Source organism: Spirillospora sp. NPDC052242 (assembly GCF_040679555.1).
GTDB lineage: Bacteria > Actinomycetota > Actinomycetes > Streptosporangiales > Streptosporangiaceae > Spirillospora.
The window spans coordinates 29,008-44,784 of sequence record NZ_JBFAUZ010000043.1 but is presented as its reverse complement, the minus strand read 5'-3'; the positions used below and the strand labels follow the sequence as shown (position 1 = coordinate 44,784).

At 73.9% G+C, this 15,777-nt stretch carries 12 protein-coding genes; 11 read left to right on the top strand and 1 reads right to left on the bottom strand.

Annotation, left to right across the window (positions count from 1 at the left end):
* Window positions 1-152: 152 nt before the first annotated feature.
* Window positions 153-1,514, top strand: a complete 1,362-nt coding sequence (locus AB0L25_RS30045) for an MFS transporter (protein WP_500176092.1) — start codon at window positions 153-155, stop codon at window positions 1,512-1,514.
* A 12-nt stretch (window positions 1,515-1,526) separates the two neighbouring features.
* Here the strand turns inward: AB0L25_RS30045 and AB0L25_RS30040 are convergent, their stop codons facing one another.
* The gene (locus AB0L25_RS30040) at window positions 1,527-2,426 is read right to left on the bottom strand and encodes a helix-turn-helix domain-containing protein (RefSeq protein WP_500176091.1); all 900 of its coding nucleotides are present in this window, start codon (window positions 2,424-2,426) and stop codon (window positions 1,527-1,529) included.
* A 168-nt stretch (window positions 2,427-2,594) separates the two neighbouring features.
* On the opposite strand from AB0L25_RS30040, the gene AB0L25_RS30035 reads away from it, so the two are divergent.
* The 10 genes from AB0L25_RS30035 to AB0L25_RS29990 all read left to right on the top strand — a co-directional run bounded on the left by AB0L25_RS30035 (window position 2,595) and on the right by AB0L25_RS29990 (window position 15,760).
* Window positions 2,595-3,575 carry a carbohydrate ABC transporter permease gene (locus tag AB0L25_RS30035; protein ID WP_500176090.1) on the top strand — a complete coding sequence of 327 codons (981 nt, stop codon included), beginning with the start codon at window positions 2,595-2,597 and terminating at the stop codon, window positions 3,573-3,575.
* Window positions 3,572-4,393: a carbohydrate ABC transporter permease gene (locus AB0L25_RS30030; protein ID WP_500176089.1), complete on the top strand. Its 822-nt coding sequence runs from the start codon at window positions 3,572-3,574 to the stop codon at window positions 4,391-4,393. Before AB0L25_RS30035 ends, AB0L25_RS30030 begins: the two co-directional genes overlap by 4 nt.
* On the top strand, window positions 4,390-7,188 hold the full coding sequence (locus AB0L25_RS30025) for an alpha-L-rhamnosidase (protein ID WP_500176088.1): 2,799 nt from the start codon (window positions 4,390-4,392) through the stop codon (window positions 7,186-7,188). The genes AB0L25_RS30030 and AB0L25_RS30025 overlap by 4 nt, the downstream gene beginning before the upstream one ends.
* 36 nt (window positions 7,189-7,224) lie before the next feature.
* On the top strand, window positions 7,225-8,487 hold the full coding sequence (locus tag AB0L25_RS30020) for an ABC transporter substrate-binding protein (RefSeq protein WP_500176087.1): 1,263 nt from the start codon (window positions 7,225-7,227) through the stop codon (window positions 8,485-8,487).
* Window positions 8,488-8,724: 237 nt separating this feature from the next.
* Entirely contained in the window at window positions 8,725-9,765 is a 1,041-nt protein-coding gene (locus AB0L25_RS30015; protein WP_500176086.1) for a FecCD family ABC transporter permease, read from the top strand.
* The gene (locus AB0L25_RS30010; protein WP_500176085.1) at window positions 9,762-10,682 is read left to right on the top strand and encodes an ABC transporter ATP-binding protein; all 921 of its coding nucleotides are present in this window, start codon (window positions 9,762-9,764) and stop codon (window positions 10,680-10,682) included. Before AB0L25_RS30015 ends, AB0L25_RS30010 begins: the two co-directional genes overlap by 4 nt.
* A complete protein-coding gene (locus AB0L25_RS30005) occupies window positions 10,571-11,569 on the top strand; it encodes an ABC transporter substrate-binding protein (protein WP_500176084.1) in 999 nt (332 codons plus the stop codon). The genes AB0L25_RS30010 and AB0L25_RS30005 overlap by 112 nt, the downstream gene beginning before the upstream one ends.
* Before the next feature lie 20 nt (window positions 11,570-11,589).
* Complete coding sequence (locus AB0L25_RS30000) at window positions 11,590-13,245, top strand: ABC transporter ATP-binding protein/permease (RefSeq protein WP_500176083.1); 1,656 nt, start codon at window positions 11,590-11,592, stop codon at window positions 13,243-13,245.
* Window positions 13,242-14,906, top strand: coding sequence for an ABC transporter ATP-binding protein (locus AB0L25_RS29995; protein ID WP_500176082.1), 1,665 nt, complete (start codon window positions 13,242-13,244; stop codon window positions 14,904-14,906). The genes AB0L25_RS30000 and AB0L25_RS29995 overlap by 4 nt, the downstream gene beginning before the upstream one ends.
* Window positions 14,907-14,929: 23 nt before the next feature.
* Window positions 14,930-15,760, top strand: coding sequence for a class I SAM-dependent methyltransferase (locus AB0L25_RS29990; RefSeq protein ID WP_500176081.1), 831 nt, complete (start codon window positions 14,930-14,932; stop codon window positions 15,758-15,760).
* Window positions 15,761-15,777: the final 17 nt, after the last annotated feature.

Below are 15,777 nucleotides of genomic sequence, written 5' to 3'. Positions count from 1 at the left end.
CTGCCGGTCGCTGCTGTCGGTGTCGTCTCTCGGTGCGAAGGGGGACGTGCCGAATGGCTCCATTCAATGGAATGCCGGTGGCCGCTTTTCTGTGACCCACATCATGCTCGGGCGTCCGATCCCACCCCGACCTGGTGAAGGAGGCGGACTCGATGAGTGCTCCCCCCGACGACCCGCGCGCGAGGCTCGACGCCGGCCCGATGTCGGCGCGGCAGTGGACCGCGATCGCGGTGTGCGTGCTGCTGAACATGCTGGACGGCTTCGACGTGCTCGTCATGGCGTTCACGGCCGACGCGGTCTCCGACCACTGGGACCTGACGGGCTCCCAGCTCGGCCTGCTGCTGTCCGCGGGCCTGGCGGGCATGGCCGCGGGCTCGATCCTGCTGGCGCCGCTGGCCGACCGGATCGGCCGCCGCGCGACGATCCTGATCGGGCTGGCGCTGGCCGCCGCCGGGATGGGCCTGTCGGCGGTCAGCCAGAGCGCGGTGCAGCTCGGCCTGCTGCGGGTGCTGACGGGCGTCGGCATCGGCGCGATCCTGGCGAGCAGCAACGTCATCGCCGCCGAGTACGCCGACCGGCGCTGGCGCGGGCTGGCCGTCAGCCTCAACTCCACCGGCTACGCCGTCGGCGCGACCGCGGGCGGCGTCATCGCCGCCGCGCTGCAGAGCGACGGGAGCTGGCGCTCGGTCTTCGCGTTCGGCGCCGTCGCGACCGCCCTGCTGATCCCCGTCGTGCTGTGGCGGCTGCCCGAGTCGCTGGAGTTCCTGCTCACGCGGCGCCCGTCCGGTGCCCTGGCGCGGCTGAACGCGCTGCTGGCGGCCATGAAGCAGCCGACCGTGACCGAGCTGCCCCCGGCGGTCCGGGACGGCGGCGCCGCGCGGCCCGGCCTGCGGCGGATCCTCGCCCCCGACCTGCGCCGCAACACCCTGCTCACCTGGGCGGGCTTCTTCCTGGTGATGTTCGGCTTCTACTTCGTGACGAGCTGGACGCCGAAGCTGCTGGTCGAGTCGGGGATGTCCGCCGACCAGGGCATCACCGGCGGGGTCCTGCTCAACCTCGGCGGCATCTTCGGGTCGGCCCTGCTGGGCGTGCTCGCCGCCCGGTTCGCGCTCAAGCACGTCCTGGTCGGCTACACGCTCGCGACGGCCGTCCTGGTGGCGCTGTTCGTCCCCGCGACATCGGTGTACGGGCTGCTGCTGGCGCTGGGCGCGCTGATCGGGGTGTTCGTCAACGGCTGCGTCGCCGGCCTGTACGCGCTGACGCCCTCGGTCTACGGGCCGGAGGTCCGGGCGACCGGCGTCGGCTGGGGCATCGGCGTCGGCCGAGTCGGCGCGATCCTGTCCCCGATCGTGGCCGGGCGGCTCCTGGACGCGGGCTGGAGCGCGGGGCGGCTGTTCCTGCTCATCACCGCCGTCATGGTCCTCGGCGGCGCGACCGTCCACGCCTTCCGGGTCGACCGGGGCGCCGGGGGCCGTCGTGCCGCCGCGGCGAAGGTCGCCGACACGGCGGCGTGACGGCGGCCGGAGTCACAGCCATGCCGAGTTGTGCGTGAACCGCTTCCGGTAGGTGGTGGCGGTCAGGCCGTAGTGGGCCTTGAACCGGCGGGCGAAGTAGTTCTGGTCGGCCCAGCCGACGGCGTGGCCGATCTGGGTGATCGGCTGGTCGGTGTGCAGGAGCAGCGTGGCGGCCTTCTCGACGCGGTGCTGGGCGAGGTACGCCATGGGCGGCAGGCCGGTGGCGGACTTGAACAGCCGGATGAGGTAGCGGGGCGCCAGGTGCAGCTCCTCGGCGAGTTCGTCCAGGGTCCACCGGTGGTCGAGCCGTGATTCGAGCAGTCGCATGGCCTGCACGACGGCCGGATGGGTGGGGCCGCCGGGCGCGGAGACGTTGCCGTGGTCGGCGGCCACCGCCCGTGCGAGGTGGCTGAGGAACAGCGAGAGCCGTCCGATGATGTCGCCCCGGTGCCGGCCGACGGGCACGTCCCGGAGCCGGTCGAGCGCGTCCAGGTGAATGACGCACTCTTTGAGCGCTTGTGCGTCCAGGCGTGTGGTCAGCAGTCCGCGCCGCTGCATCGAGTTGGGGCCGGTCCACAGCAGGTAGCCGAGGAGGGGGTCCTCGCGCGTCCAGGCCAGCTCGCGCTGGAGCAGTTCGTGGCTGAAGCAGCAGTTGTACAGGTCGAGGCCGCGGCAGTCCTCGTAGCCGTGCCAGACGCCCGGCCGGAGCAGTATCACGTCTCCGACCTGGAGTTCTTTGGAGCCGGCGAGGGATTTGTGGGTGCCTTTCCCGCCGGTCACCACGGCGATCTCCACGAAGCTGTGGGTGTGGATGGGGTGGCTCCGGTCGTGGAAGTAGTGCCCCGCGTAGGCGAGCGATCCGTCGGTGAAATAGAGCAGCCCTTTGTTGCGGGCGACCGGGGGCTCGTTCATGGCGGCACCCTAACGCGTCCGGCGGGAGTGAACCGGGAGTGAACATCGTCCTAGTGCTGGTCCATTTCGGGCTATCCGGTCGCGGGGGTGCGGGCGCAGGATCCCTGCCTAGAAACGCCGCGCGGTCAACCCCGCGGCAACCGGATCGTCATTGATGGAGGAGACCCGATGGCACGGCAGATCGAGAAGGAGGTGAGTTCTCGCGCCGCGCGCCCGTCCGGGCCGTCCGTCCCGGAACGGGCCCGGCGGCACCGTCGGCCGGCCGGCCCGCGCGGGCGCGGGCGGCGGGGCGCGCCGGCCTGGTTCCTGCTCCCGGCGCTGGGCCTGTACGGGGTCGTGGTGCTGCTGCCGAGCGTGCAGGGGGCGGCGTTCGCGTTCACCGACTGGGACGGGCTCAGCCCGACCAGGGAGTTCGTCGGACTGGAGAACTTCCGCGAGCTGCTCGACGACCCGGTCGCGCGGCAGGGGGTCCGGCAGACGCTCATCATCGCGGTGGCCGTCACCGTCGTCCAGAACGCGATCGGGTTGGCGCTCGCGCTGGGCGTGCACAGCAGGATCAAGAGCCGCAACGTGCTGCGGGTGCTGCTGTTCGCCCCGGCGGTGATGACGCCGGTCGTCACGGCCGCGCTGTGGAAGTACATGCTGGCCCCCGAGGGCGCCCTGAACGGACTGATCGCCGCCGTCGGCCCGGACTCCTGGCGGCAGAACTGGCTGGGCGATCCGACGCTGGCGCTGTGCAGCGTGATCGGCGTCATCGTCTGGCAGTTCGCGGGCTACTCGATGGTGATCTTCCTTGCCGGGCTGCAGGGCATTCCCCAGGAGGTCTACGAGGCGGCGGCGGTCGACGGCGCGACCGGGTGGAAGCGCTTCCGGCACGTGGTCCTGCCGCTGCTGGCGCCCGCCATGACGATCAACCTGATGCTCTCCATCATCGGCGGGCTGAAGCTGTTCGACCAGGTCTGGGTCATGACGGGCGGAGGCCCCGGGACGTCCACGGAGACGCTCTCGACCCTCATCTACAAGAACGCTTTCCAGTTCAACGAGTACGCCTACAGCATCGCCATGGCGATCGTGCTCACCGTCTTCGTCGCGGTGATATCGGGCGGCCAGTACCGGCTGCTGCGCCGCCGGGAAGGAGCGGGCGGATGAACCGGTACGGTCCGCGGACCCTCGCCCGCGAGCTCGTGATGATCGCGGTGACGCTCGTCGTCGCGTTCCCGCTGTACGTCCTGGTCAACCTGTCCCTGCGGGACCCGCGGGACGGCACGTCCATCATCATGCCGACCACCTCGCCGACGCTGCGCAACTACGCCGACGCCTGGCGCGACGCGGGCCTGGCGGGCGCGATCGTCAACAGCGTCGTCGTCACCGTGCTGAGCGTGGCGATCATCGTCATCGTGGCGGCCATGGCCGCCTATCCGCTGGCGCGGGTCACCGCACGATGGTCGAGGTGGACGTTCGCGCTGATCATGCTCGGCCTGCTGCTGCCGTTCCAGCTGGCGCTGCTGCCGCTGTACCAGCTCATCCGGGACCTGAACCTGCTGGGGACGGTGTGGTCGCTCGTCCTGTTCTACAGCGGGCTGCAGGTGCCGTTCGCGACGTTCCTCTACCTCGGCTTCCTGCGGGTCGTGCCGCGTGAATACGAGGAGGCCGCGCTCATCGACGGCGCCCGGCCCGTCCAGGTCTTCTGGCGCGTCGTCTTCCCGCTGCTGCGGCCCGTCACGGGAACCGTGGTGATCCTGAACGCCATCTTCGTGTGGAACGACTTCCTCACACCGTTCCTGTACCTCAGCGGGAGCGATCAGCAGACCATTCCGGTCGCCGTCTTCGGGTTCATCGGCCAGTACGTCTCGCAATGGAACCTGGTTTTCGCCGGGCTGGTCATCGCGATGCTCCCGATCCTCATCGTCTATTTCCTCATGCAACGCCACATCATCAAGGGCTTCGCCGGAGGGCTGAAGGGATGACCACCGTCTTGCCGAACCCGCCACCGCACGACCGCGCCGGTACGAACGCGCACGGCCTGCGGCCCTATGGACTCACCTGCGAGCACGTGGCCACGCCGCTGGGCCTGGACGAACCATGCCCGCGCCTGTCCTGGAAGCTGCGATCGGACCGCCGGGGGGACGCGCAGACCGCCTACCGCATCACGGCGGCGCTCGTCCGCGACGACCTCGACGAGGGCCGTCCGATCTGGGACACCGGCCGCCGCGACTCGTCCGGCACCGTGCTGATCGCCTACGACGGCCCGCCGCTGCAGCCGTCCACCCGCTACCACTGGCGCGTCGAGGTGTGGGACGCCGACGGCGCACCGGCCGGACGGGCGGACTCGTGGTTCGAGACCGGGCTGCTGCGCTCCGCCGAATGGAAGGCGGAGTGGATCGGGAGCGACCCCGCGTCCCGGCCGGTCATGGAACCGCCGAGCAGCGACGACCGCACCGAACGCACCCGGCACCTCGAGCCGTGCGCGCACCTGCGGCGGTCCTTCGACCTGGGGGAGCGGCGTCCGGTGCGGGCCCGCGTCTACGCCTCCGCGCGCGGCGTGTACGAGCTGCGGCTGAACGGCGGAAAGGTCGGCGACGCCGAGCTCGCTCCCGGCTGGACCGAGTACCACCGGCGCGTGCTGTACCAGACCTACGACGTCACCGACCTGCTGGCCGAGGGCGAGAACGTGCTGGGCGTCGTGCTCGCCGACGGCTGGTGGAGCGGGTACATCGGGTTCGACTCCCGGCACCAGGCCCAGCATTACGGGCGGGCCCCGCAGGCGATCGTCCAGCTGCTGCTGGACTACGCGGACGGCTCGCGCCGCTGGATCGTGTCCGACGGGACCTGGCGGGAGCGACCGGGCGCGGTCAAGTACGCCGACCTGCTGATGGGGGAGTACGTCGACGCCCGCGACGACCTCCCCGGCTGGGACGCCCCCGGCTACGACGACGCCGGCTGGAATCCCGTGGCGGTGCTCGACCGCTCGACCGCGGTCCTGCGAGCCCTCCCGGACCACCCGGTGCGGGTGACCGAGGACGTCCGGCCGCGGACGATCGTGCGGCGGCCCGACGGGCGCGCCATCGTCGACTTCGGGCAGAACATGGTCGGCCGCGTGCGGCTCACGATCCGGGGCGCGAACGCCGGTGACCGCGTCCGGCTGCGGCACGCCGAGATGCTCGACGACGACGGGGAGCCGTACCTCGAGAACCTGCGCACGGCCGAGGCCGCCGACGTCTACATCGCCGCCGGGAAGCCGGTCGAGGTGTTCGAGCCGCGCTTCACCTTCCACGGATTCCGCTACGCCGAGATCACCGGCCACCCCGGTGACCTGCGGCCCGAGGACGTCACGGGCCGGGTCCTGCACAGCGACCTGCCCTGGACCGGAGACTTCTCCTGCTCGGACGAGACGGTGAACCGCCTGCACTCCAACATTCGCTGGGGCCAGCGCGGCAACTTCGTCTCCATCCCCACCGACTGCCCGCAGCGTGACGAGCGGCTCGGCTGGCTCGCCGACGCCCAGGTGTTCCTGCCCACGGCCTGCCGCAACGCCGACGTCGCCGCGTTCTTCGCCCGCTGGATGCGCGACGTCGTCGACGGCCAGGACGACGACGGCGCCTTCCCCGACGTGGCCCCCAAGCTGTGCATCGACCGCGAGGGCGCCCCGGCGTGGGGCGACGGCGGCGTCATCATCCCGTGGCACCTCTACCGCGTCTACGGCGACCGCCGCGTCCTGGAACGCTCGTACGCCGCGATGGCCGCCTGGGTCGACCACGTCCACCGGCACAACCCCGGCCTGGTGTGGCGGAACCGGGTCGGCAACCACTACGGCGACTGGCTCCAGGTGGACGCCGACACCCCGCGCGACCTGCTGGCCACCGCCTACTTCGCCCGCAGCGCCCAGCTCGTCGCCCGAGCGGCCGGCGTGCTCGGCGAGCACCGCGACGCCGAACGGTACCGGGCCCTGCACGCCGACGTCCGGACGGCTTTCGTGGACGCCTTCGTGGACACGTCCGAGTCGGAAGGGGCAGGACGGGTCCGGGGCGGGACCCAGACCGGCTACCTGCTGGCGCTCGCCTTCGAGCTGCTGCCCGACCGGCTGGTGCCCGCCGCCGTCGGGCATCTCGCCGCCGACATCGAGGCCCGCGGCCGGCACCTCACCACCGGGTTCGTCGGCGTGGCGCTGCTGTGCCCCGTCCTCGCCGAGCACGGCCGCGCCGACCTCGCCTACGCGCTGCTGCACCAGGACACCTATCCGTCCTGGGGCTACTCCATCCGGCACGGTGCCACCACGATCTGGGAGCGCTGGGACGGCTGGACCGAGGAACACGGGTTCCAGTCGCCCGCCATGAACTCCTTCAACCACTACAGCCTGGGCTCGGTCGGCGACTGGCTCTACGGCGGCGTGGCCGGCATCGACCAGAGCCCCGATTCGGTCGCCTACGAGCATCTGCTGCTGCGGCCCGCCGTCGGCGGCCGGCTCACCTGGGCCCGCGCCGAGCAGGAGACGCCCCGGGGCAGGGTCGTCTCGGCCTGGTCCCTGCTCCCCGCGGACCACCTGGGCGGACCCGCCGGGCTTCGGCTCGACGTGACCGTCCCGCCCGGTGCACGGGCCACCCTGCACATCCCCACGGACGACCCGCGCGGCGTCCGCGAGGACGGCGAAGAGCTCGCGAACCGCCCGGGCGTCGAGGCGGTCGACGCCCGTCCGGACGGCGTCGCCGTCGCCCTGGCCTCCGGCCGCTACACCTTCACCGCCGCCGCCCCGCCCCGGCGATAGCCGGCGACTCCACCCACCCCGAGGAGAAGAACGACGATGCGATCACACCACCGGTTCACGGCCGCCGCCCTGGCCGCGGCCACCGCGCTCGCCGCCGGGTGCAGCAGCGGCACCAACGCCTCCGGCGGCGCGGACACCCTGCGCGTCGCCGCGGTGGCCACCGACCGCGCCGGCATGGAGGCCGTCCTGAAGGCGTTCAAGGCGGACCACCCCGACGTCGAGATCACCACCTCCTACTCCGACACCGACCAGTACCAGGGCACCCTGCGCACGCAGCTGTCCTCGGGCACGGCGCCCGACGTCTTCTTCGCTTGGCCCGGCAACGGCAACCCCGGCGCCATCGAGGTGCTGGCCCCGACCGGCTACCTCGCCGACCTGTCCGGACGTCCCTGGACGTCCAAGGTCCCGGACGGCATCGAGCCCGTGACCCAGGTCGGCGGCAAGACCTACATCGTCCCGCTGACGTTCGTCGGCATCGGAGGCCTCTACAACAAGAAGGCCATGGAGGAGGTCGGAGCCGAACCCCCGAAGACCTGGAGCGAACTCCTGGAGTTCTGCGACACCGCCAAGGCCAAGGGCAAGGTCGCCTTCGCGCTCGGCAACCAGACCGACTGGGTCACCCAGCTCGTCGACTACGCGCTGGTCGCCACCACCGTCTACGCCGACGCCCCGGACTTCGCACAGAAGATGAAGGCCGGCTCGGCGGCGTTCGCGGGCTCCGGGTGGAAGACCGCCATGGACAAGTACCTGGAGATGAACGAGCGCGGGTGCTTCTCCAAGGACCCGCTCGGCACCTCCTTCGAGACGTCGGTGTCGCAGCTCGCCGACGGTGACGCCGTCGCCGCGGTCCAGGTGACCTCGACCCTCAACCAGGCGAAGTCCGAGGCCCCGCAGGGCACCGAGTTCGGCCTGTTCGCCGTCCCCGCCACCGACGACGCCGAGCGGACCCGCATGCCCGGCGCCGCGGGCGGCGCCTTCGCGATGAACGCCAAGGCCGCGAACCCGGACCTGGCCACCGAGTTCATCGACTTCCTCGCCACCCCGAAGGCCATGAACCTGTACGCGGGCGCCACCGGCAACCTGCCGAGCTTCCCCAACGACGAGTTCGAGCTCGATCCCACCCTGCAGCCGCTGGTCGACTTCCAGAAGGCGAACAAGACGGTCCCGTTCATGGACCAGCTCTGGCCCAACCCGAAGGTCCAGCAGGCCCACTTCACCGGCGTCCAGAACATGTTCGCCGGTGACGCCGACCCGACCGCCGTCCTGAAGCAGATGGACGAGGCGTACAAGGAGAAGTAGGCGCGCGACGCCGCGAGCCGCCGTGCGGATGGCGCGACCACCGCACGGCGGCACCCGGCCGCGGCACGAAGCGGCGACCGCCCGTCCCATGCGCGCGACGACGGCCGCGGGGTCGTCGAAGTTGCCGGGCAGTGCGGGAGGCGAAATGACAACGGTTGTCGTTATCGCTAACATCCGCGTGTGACCTCCTCCTCTGCCCGTTCCGCCGGGGCGGCGTCCGTCCGGACGGGGCGGCGCATGCACGTTCCGATCGGCAGCGCGCTGCTCGCCGTCGCGGTGCTCGCGCTGCTGGTCGTCTCGGCGAGCGTCGGCACCGTCGACGTCCCGCCCGGCGACGCGGCCCGCCTGATCATCGGCCACCTGGTCCCCGGGATGCCCTGGATGCACGACGGAAGCCTGGACCCGCTCCAGGACCAGGCCGTCTGGCGGTTCCGGCTGCCGCGGGCGCTCCTGGCCGCCACGGCCGGCGCCGGGCTCGCGCTGGCGGGCGCGATCATGCAGGCGGTCGTGCGCAACCCGCTCGCCGAGCCGTACATCCTCGGCGTCTCCTCGGCGGCCGGGATGGGCGCGGTCCTGGTGATCGTGCTCGGCTCGGCGGCCGTGGCGGGGCTCACCGTGCACACCGCCGCCTTCACGGCGGCCGTGGCCGCGAGCGTCCTCGTCGCGGTGCTCGCGCAGAAGCGCGGAACGCTCGCGCCCACCCGGATGATCCTCACCGGGGTGGCGCTCGGGTCCCTGTTCAGCGCCGTCACCAGCTACCTGACGATCACGACCGACGCCCAGAACGTCTACAGCGTCCTGTTCTTCCTGCTCGGGAGCGTGTCCGCGGCGACCATGGGGAGCCTGGCCGCGCCCGCGGCGGCCCTGGCCGTCGCGGCGGTCGTGGTCGCCGTCAACGCGCGCGGGATGAACGCCCTGATGTCGGGCGAGGAATCGGCCACCGCGCTCGGCGTCCGGGTCGTGCGCCTCCGGCTCGTCCTGCTCGTCACCGCGTCGCTGCTGACCGGCGCGGTGGTGTCCGTGGCGGGCGGGATCGGGTTCGTCGGCCTGGTCGTCCCGCACGTCGCGCGCATCCTCGTCGGCGGGGATCATCGCCGGCTGCTGCCGATCGCGGTGCTGGGCGGGGCGGCCTTCCTTCTGCTCGCCGATCTCCTCGCCCGCACCGTCGCGGCGCCGACGGAGGTCCCGATCGGGATCGTCACCGCCCTCGTCGGCGCGCCGTTCTTCCTCTGGCTGATGCGCCGCGACGGTGCCGCACAGGCGGGCCTCGACCGATGACCGTGGAGTTCGACGGCGTCGGCGTGCGGCTCGGCGGCACCGAGGTCGTCCGTGACGTCTCCTTCACGGTGCCGCGCGGAAGCGTCGTCGGTCTGCTCGGCGCGAACGGCAGCGGCAAGTCCACGCTGCTGCGCACCCTGTACGGGGCCGTCCGGCCGCATGCGGGCGAGGTCCGCATCGACGGGGTGCCGGTGCGGAGACTGCGGCCGCGGGAGCGCGCCCGCAAGGTCGCCGTCGTGCTCCAGGACACGGCGGCCGACGCGGACATGACCGCGCTGGAGGCGGTCCTCCTCGGCCGGACGCCGCACGGCCGGGGCTTCGGCGCGGACCGCGCCGAAGACCTGCGCGCCGCGCACGGCGCGCTGGAGCGCGTCGGCGCCGCCGAGGTCGCCGGCCGGCCGCTGGCGGCGCTGTCCGGCGGGTTCCGGCAGCGGGTCTCGCTCGCCCGCGCGATCGCGCAGGACGGCGAGGTGCTCGTCCTCGACGAGCCGACCAACCACCTCGACATCGAGCACCAGCTCGAACTGATGCATCTGGTCGCCGACCTCGGCCGCACGACGGTCGCCGTGCTGCACGACCTGAACCTGGCCGCCGCGCACTGCGACACGGTCGCCGTGCTCCACCGCGGCGGCCTCGCCGCGGCGGGACCGCCCCGCGACGTCCTCACCGCCGCAGTCGTCCGCGAGGTCTTCGCGGTCGACGCGATCACCCTGACCCGCCCGGACACCGGCGCGCCCGTCCTGGCCTTCGACCGGGCCGCCCACCGAACCGAGAACGATCCGGCACCACACACGGAGCGAACACCATGCGACGCCGATTCCCCGCCCTCACCGCCGTCCTCGCCGGAGCCGTCCTCCTCTCCGGATGCGGCACCGGCGTCACCGCCTCGGACGGCGCCACCGCCGCGGACGCGCTGACGATCGAGAACTGCGGCCGCCAGGTGACCGTCGACGGCGCCCCCTCCAAGGTCGTCGGCCTGCACCCCTCGCAGACGGAGATGCTGCTGCGCCTCGGCCTCCGCGAGCGCCTCGCCGGCCAGGCGCAGACCGCGAACCAGCCGCTGCCCGACGACGTCGCCCCGCTCGCCGCCGACGTCCCCGTGCTCGGCGAGGCCGAGCCGCCGAACAGGGAGAAGCTCCTCGAGGCGCGCCCCGACTTCGTCTTCTCCCCGACCACCTACGAGTTCACCGCCGAACAGGGCTTCGCGACCATCGAGCAGCTCACCGGCGCGGGCGCGAGCGTGTACGTCGCGACGGGCGGATGCGCGGACCGGCGCATGACCGGGTCCGTCGAGGACGTCTTCACCGACCTGAAGAACCTCGGCGAGATCTTCGGCGTCCAGGACGCCGCCGGCAAGATGATCACGTCGGGACGGGCCGACCTGAAGACCGTCGCGGACGCGGTCGCCGCCGTGCGGCCGCGCACCGTCGCGCAGCTCTACGTCGAGGGCGACGCGCTCTCGGCGATCGGCGCGGGCGTGGAGTACGACATCATCCGCCGGGCCGGCGGGAAGAACGTGTTCGGCCCGGACGACGAGGCGTTCGCGGACTTCTTCGTCGCGCAGATCTCGCCCGAGGAGGTCGCCGCCCGCGAGCCGGAGGCGATCGTGTTCGGCGTCGCCGACGAGGAGCACGAGCGCACGACCCGCGCGTACCTCGCCCGCACCTTCCCCGACGTGCCCGCGGTCCGCGACGGCCGGCTCATCGCCGTCCCCTCGCCCGACCTGCTGCCCGGGACGCTCGGCAACGTCAAGGCCGTGCGGCGGATCGCCACCGCCCTCTACCCCGAGGCCCTCTCCGAGTGATCCACCGCACGCTCCTGCGGATGGCCGCGCGGTCGGCCGGCGGGATCGCGGGGCTCGCCGGCCTGTCGCTGGCCGTGACCGTGCTCTTCGCGGCCCAGGCGTTCGCGGTCGCGCTGATCCTCGCCGCGCTGATCCGCGGCGACGCCGAGGCGGCCCTGCGCGGCCTCCTCGGCGTCGCGGGCATCGCGGCGGCGCGCGCCGCCGCCGTCTGGTGGCGCGAGGTGCTGGCCGCCGAGGTCGGCGGCGCCGCCAAGGCGCGGCTCCGCGACGACCTCGTCGCGCGCGTCACCCGGCTCGGCCCGGCCTGGACGGGACGGGCGCGCACCGGCCGGGTGATCGCGACCGTCGTCGACGGGGTCGAGGGCGTCGAGGCCTACGTCTCCCGGTACCTGCCGCAGCTCGCGGTCGCCGCCGTCGCCCCGCCCGCGCTCGTCGCCGCCGTGGCCGCGGTGCACGCGCCGTCGGCGGCCGTGCTGGCCGTCGCGGTCGCCGCCGCGCTCGTCCTGCCGCGCCTGTGGGACGCCCGCCTGCTGGACTCGGGACGCCGCCGCTGGGGCCGGTTCGAGCGGCTCGCCGCCGACTACCTCGAGCTGACCCAGGCGATCCCGCTGCTGCGGATCACCGGCGCCGGCGGCCGCACCGCGGCGCACCTGCGCGAACGGTCGCGGGCGCTCACCGCCGAGACGATGGCGCAGCTGCGGTTCTCGCTCGCCGAGTCCGGGGTGAGCACCTTCGCCGCGCACGCGGGCATCGCCGGCGCGGTGCTCACCGCGCTCGCGGCCGTCTCCGCCGGTGACCTGCCGGCCGAGCGCGCCCTGCTCGTCCTCCTGCTCGCCCGGGAGTGCTTCCGCCCGGTCGCCGAGCTCAGCGGCGCCTGGCACGCCGGGTACCAGGGTCTCGCCGCGGTCGACGGGCTCGAGGAGCTCCGCACGGCCCGCCCCGCGGTCGTCCCGGGAACCGATCCCGTCCCGGCCGGGCCCGGCCCGGAGATCGAGTTCCGCGGGGTGCGCTTCGGTTACCCGGCGATGTCCGGCGGCCCGCGCCGCCCGGCCCTGGACGGGCTGTCGTTCCGCGCGCGGGGCGGCGCGACCACGGCGATCGTCGGGCCGTCCGGGTCGGGCAAGAGCACCATCGCCGGGCTGCTGGAACGGCGGCACGACCCCGACGACGGCGACGTCCGTATCGGCGGGCGGCCGCTCGCCGCGCTGACGCCCGCCGCGCTCGCGGCGAGCGTCCAGCTCGTCGCGCAGGACCCGTTCCTGTTCTCCGGCACCGTCCGCGCGAACATCGCCCTCGCGCGACCGGACGCCTCGGACGGGCAGGTCCGCGCGGCGGCCCGCGCGGCCGACGCCGACGCGTTCATCACCCGGCTGCCCGGCGGCTACGACACCGTCCTCGACGAGCACGGCGCGAACCTTTCCGGCGGGCAGCGGCAGCGGATCGCGATCGCCCGGGCCCTGCTCGCCGAACCGGCCGTGCTCGTCCTGGACGAGGCGACGTCGGCGCTCGACGCCGGCACCGAGCGCCGCGTGCTCCGCGGGATCCGCGCCCACGCCGCCGGCGCGACCCGCATCGTGATCGCGCACCGCGCGTCCGTCGTGGACGAGGCGGACGCGGTCGTCCGGATCGACGCCGGCGCGGCCGCCGGGCCCCTCGACCGGGAGCCGGTGCCGTGACCGCGGTGATGCGGCTGCTGCCGATCATCGCCGAGCGGCGCGGCGCGTTCCTGGGCACCGTGCTGGCGAGCCTCGGCGCGCAGCTCGCGGTGCTCGGGCTCGCCCTGCTCCTGGCCCACCTGACGGGCACGGTGTCCGCCGCGGCGGGGGAGGGGCCGCTGGGGGAACCGGCGCTCTGGGCCGCCGGCCTGACCGGGCTGGCCCTGACGGCGGCGGTGTGCACGTGGCTGGAGGCGCACTGCTCCCACGACCTGGCGTACTCGCTCATCGGCATGCTGCGGGGCCGGGTGTTCGACGCGCTGCGCCGCAGCGTCCCCGACCGCGCCGACGCCCGCCGCAGCGGCGACCTCGGCGCCGTCGCGATGGCCGACGCCGAGTCCCTCGAATGGCTCTACGCGCACACCATCGCCCAGACGCTCACGGCGGGCGCCGTCCTCACCGTGACCACCGCCGTCTCGCTGCTGGTGAACCCGGCGCTGCTGCTGGTCTGGGTGCCGCTCCTCGCGGCGGCGGTGGCGATCCCGTGGACGATGTCGGGGATCTCCGCCCGCCAGGCGCGGCGGCTGTCCGACCATCGCGCGGCCCTGCGCGCCGACCTCGTCGAAACCGTGCAGGGGCTGCGGGAACTCGCCGCCGCCGACGCCGTGGACCGCCGCCGCGCGCACCTGGCGGACGTCGCGCGCGCCGTCCGCGGCGCCGAGCGGGCCGCGGCGTCGCGCGTCGGCGCCGAGCGGGCGCTCGGCGACCTGACGCTGTCCGCCACGGCGATCGGCGCCCTCGGCGTCGCCGCCGCGGGCGTCGGCGCGCTGCCCGCGTCGGCCGTCCCGCTCGCGTTCACCGTCGCGGTCGCCGCGCTCGGCCCGGCCGCGCAGCTCACCGACCTGCTCCGCAACGCCGGAGCGCTGCGGGAGGCGGCCCGGCGGATCCTCGCCGTGCTCGACCGTCCGCTGACCGCCCCGGAACCGGACGTCCCGAGCCGGGCCGGCCTCGACCCGTCCGAAGGGCTGCGCTTCGCGGACGTCACGTTCCGCTACGCGCCGGGGGAGCCGCCCGTGCTCGACGGCTTCGACATGCACGTCGCGCCGGGCGAGACCGTCGCGCTCATGGGCCCGTCGGGTTCGGGCAAGAGCACGTCGGCCCGCCTGGCGCTGCGCCTGTGGGACCCCGACGCCGGATCGGTGCGGGTCGGCGGGATCGACCTGCGCGACCTGCCCGACGCCCGCCTCCGCGCGCTCGTCGGCGCGGTGCCGCAGGACGCGCGGCTCGTCAGCGGCACGCTCGCCGACAACATCCGCCTCGCCGCGCCGGACGCGTCCGACGACGCGGTACGCCGCGCCGCCGCCGACGCGGGCCTGCTGGGACCCGCCGCCGGGCTGCCGGACGGCCTGGCCACCGTGGTCGGCGACGGCGGCGCGGGAATCTCGGGCGGGCAGCGGGCCCGGGTGAGCATCGCCCGCGCGCTCCTCACCGACCCCCGCGTCCTGGTCCTCGACGAGCCGACGGCCTCGCTCGACCCCGACGCCGAGGCCGCGTTCGGCGAGCTGCTCGCCCGGCCGAGCCGCCGGGCGACCCTCGTCATCACGCACCGTCCGGGCACCGCGGCGTTCTGCGATCGGATCGTGGAACTCGATCCGGACGCGCCCGCCGCACGTGCACGGTGACCGCAACGCGAGAAGGAGAACGGATGCGATCGTCCCGAATTCCGCAGACGGGCGAGGTCTTCGACGCCGCCGCCCGGGATCACGGCGCGGCCGCGTCGCTGCTGTGGGACCCGCTCGGCGAGGCCTACGTGGAGCGTGTCCGTCCGGCCCCGGGCGAGCGGGTGCTGGACGCCTGCTGCGGGGCGGGCGCCTCGGCGATCGCGGCGGGCCGCGCGGTCGGCGCCGCCGGCCGGGTGGACGCCGTGGACCTGGCGGAGGGCCTGGTCGAGCTGGGGCGGCGGCGCGCCGCGGCCGAGCGGCTGGAGCAGGTGCGGTTCCAGGTCGCCGACGTCGTCGAGTGGTCCGCGCCGCGACCGTACGACCTGGTCCTGTGCGGCTACGGCATCTTCTTCCTGCCGGACATGGACGCCTCGGCCCGGCGGCTGGCCGGCCTGCTGCGTCCGGGCGGCCGGTTCTCCGTCGCCACCTGGGCCGAGGGCGCGCTGGAGGAGTTCGGCGCGGCCCTGTTCCGCAGCCTGGGCGCCGGGCGTCCGGGCGGGGCGGCCGGACAGGACGAACGGGAGGAGCCGCCCGCGCGTGGCGCCAGTCTCCGGATCAACACCGAGGAGACGCTGGGGGAGTGGGCCGAGGGCCTCGGCCTGCGGGACGTGAGCGTGCACCGGATCGACCGGCGGGTGCCGCTCACCCGCGACAACGCCTGGGACCTGGTGCTCGGCAGCGGCTTCCGCGCGACGGTGCTCGACCTCGACGAGCAGGCCGTCGGCCGGGTGCGCGACCGCTTCCTCGAGACCCTGGACGCCGAGAACATCGGCGCGCTCGACGCCTCCTCCCTCGTCGCAGTCGGAACCGTGTGACGCCTTGAGCGGCGGCC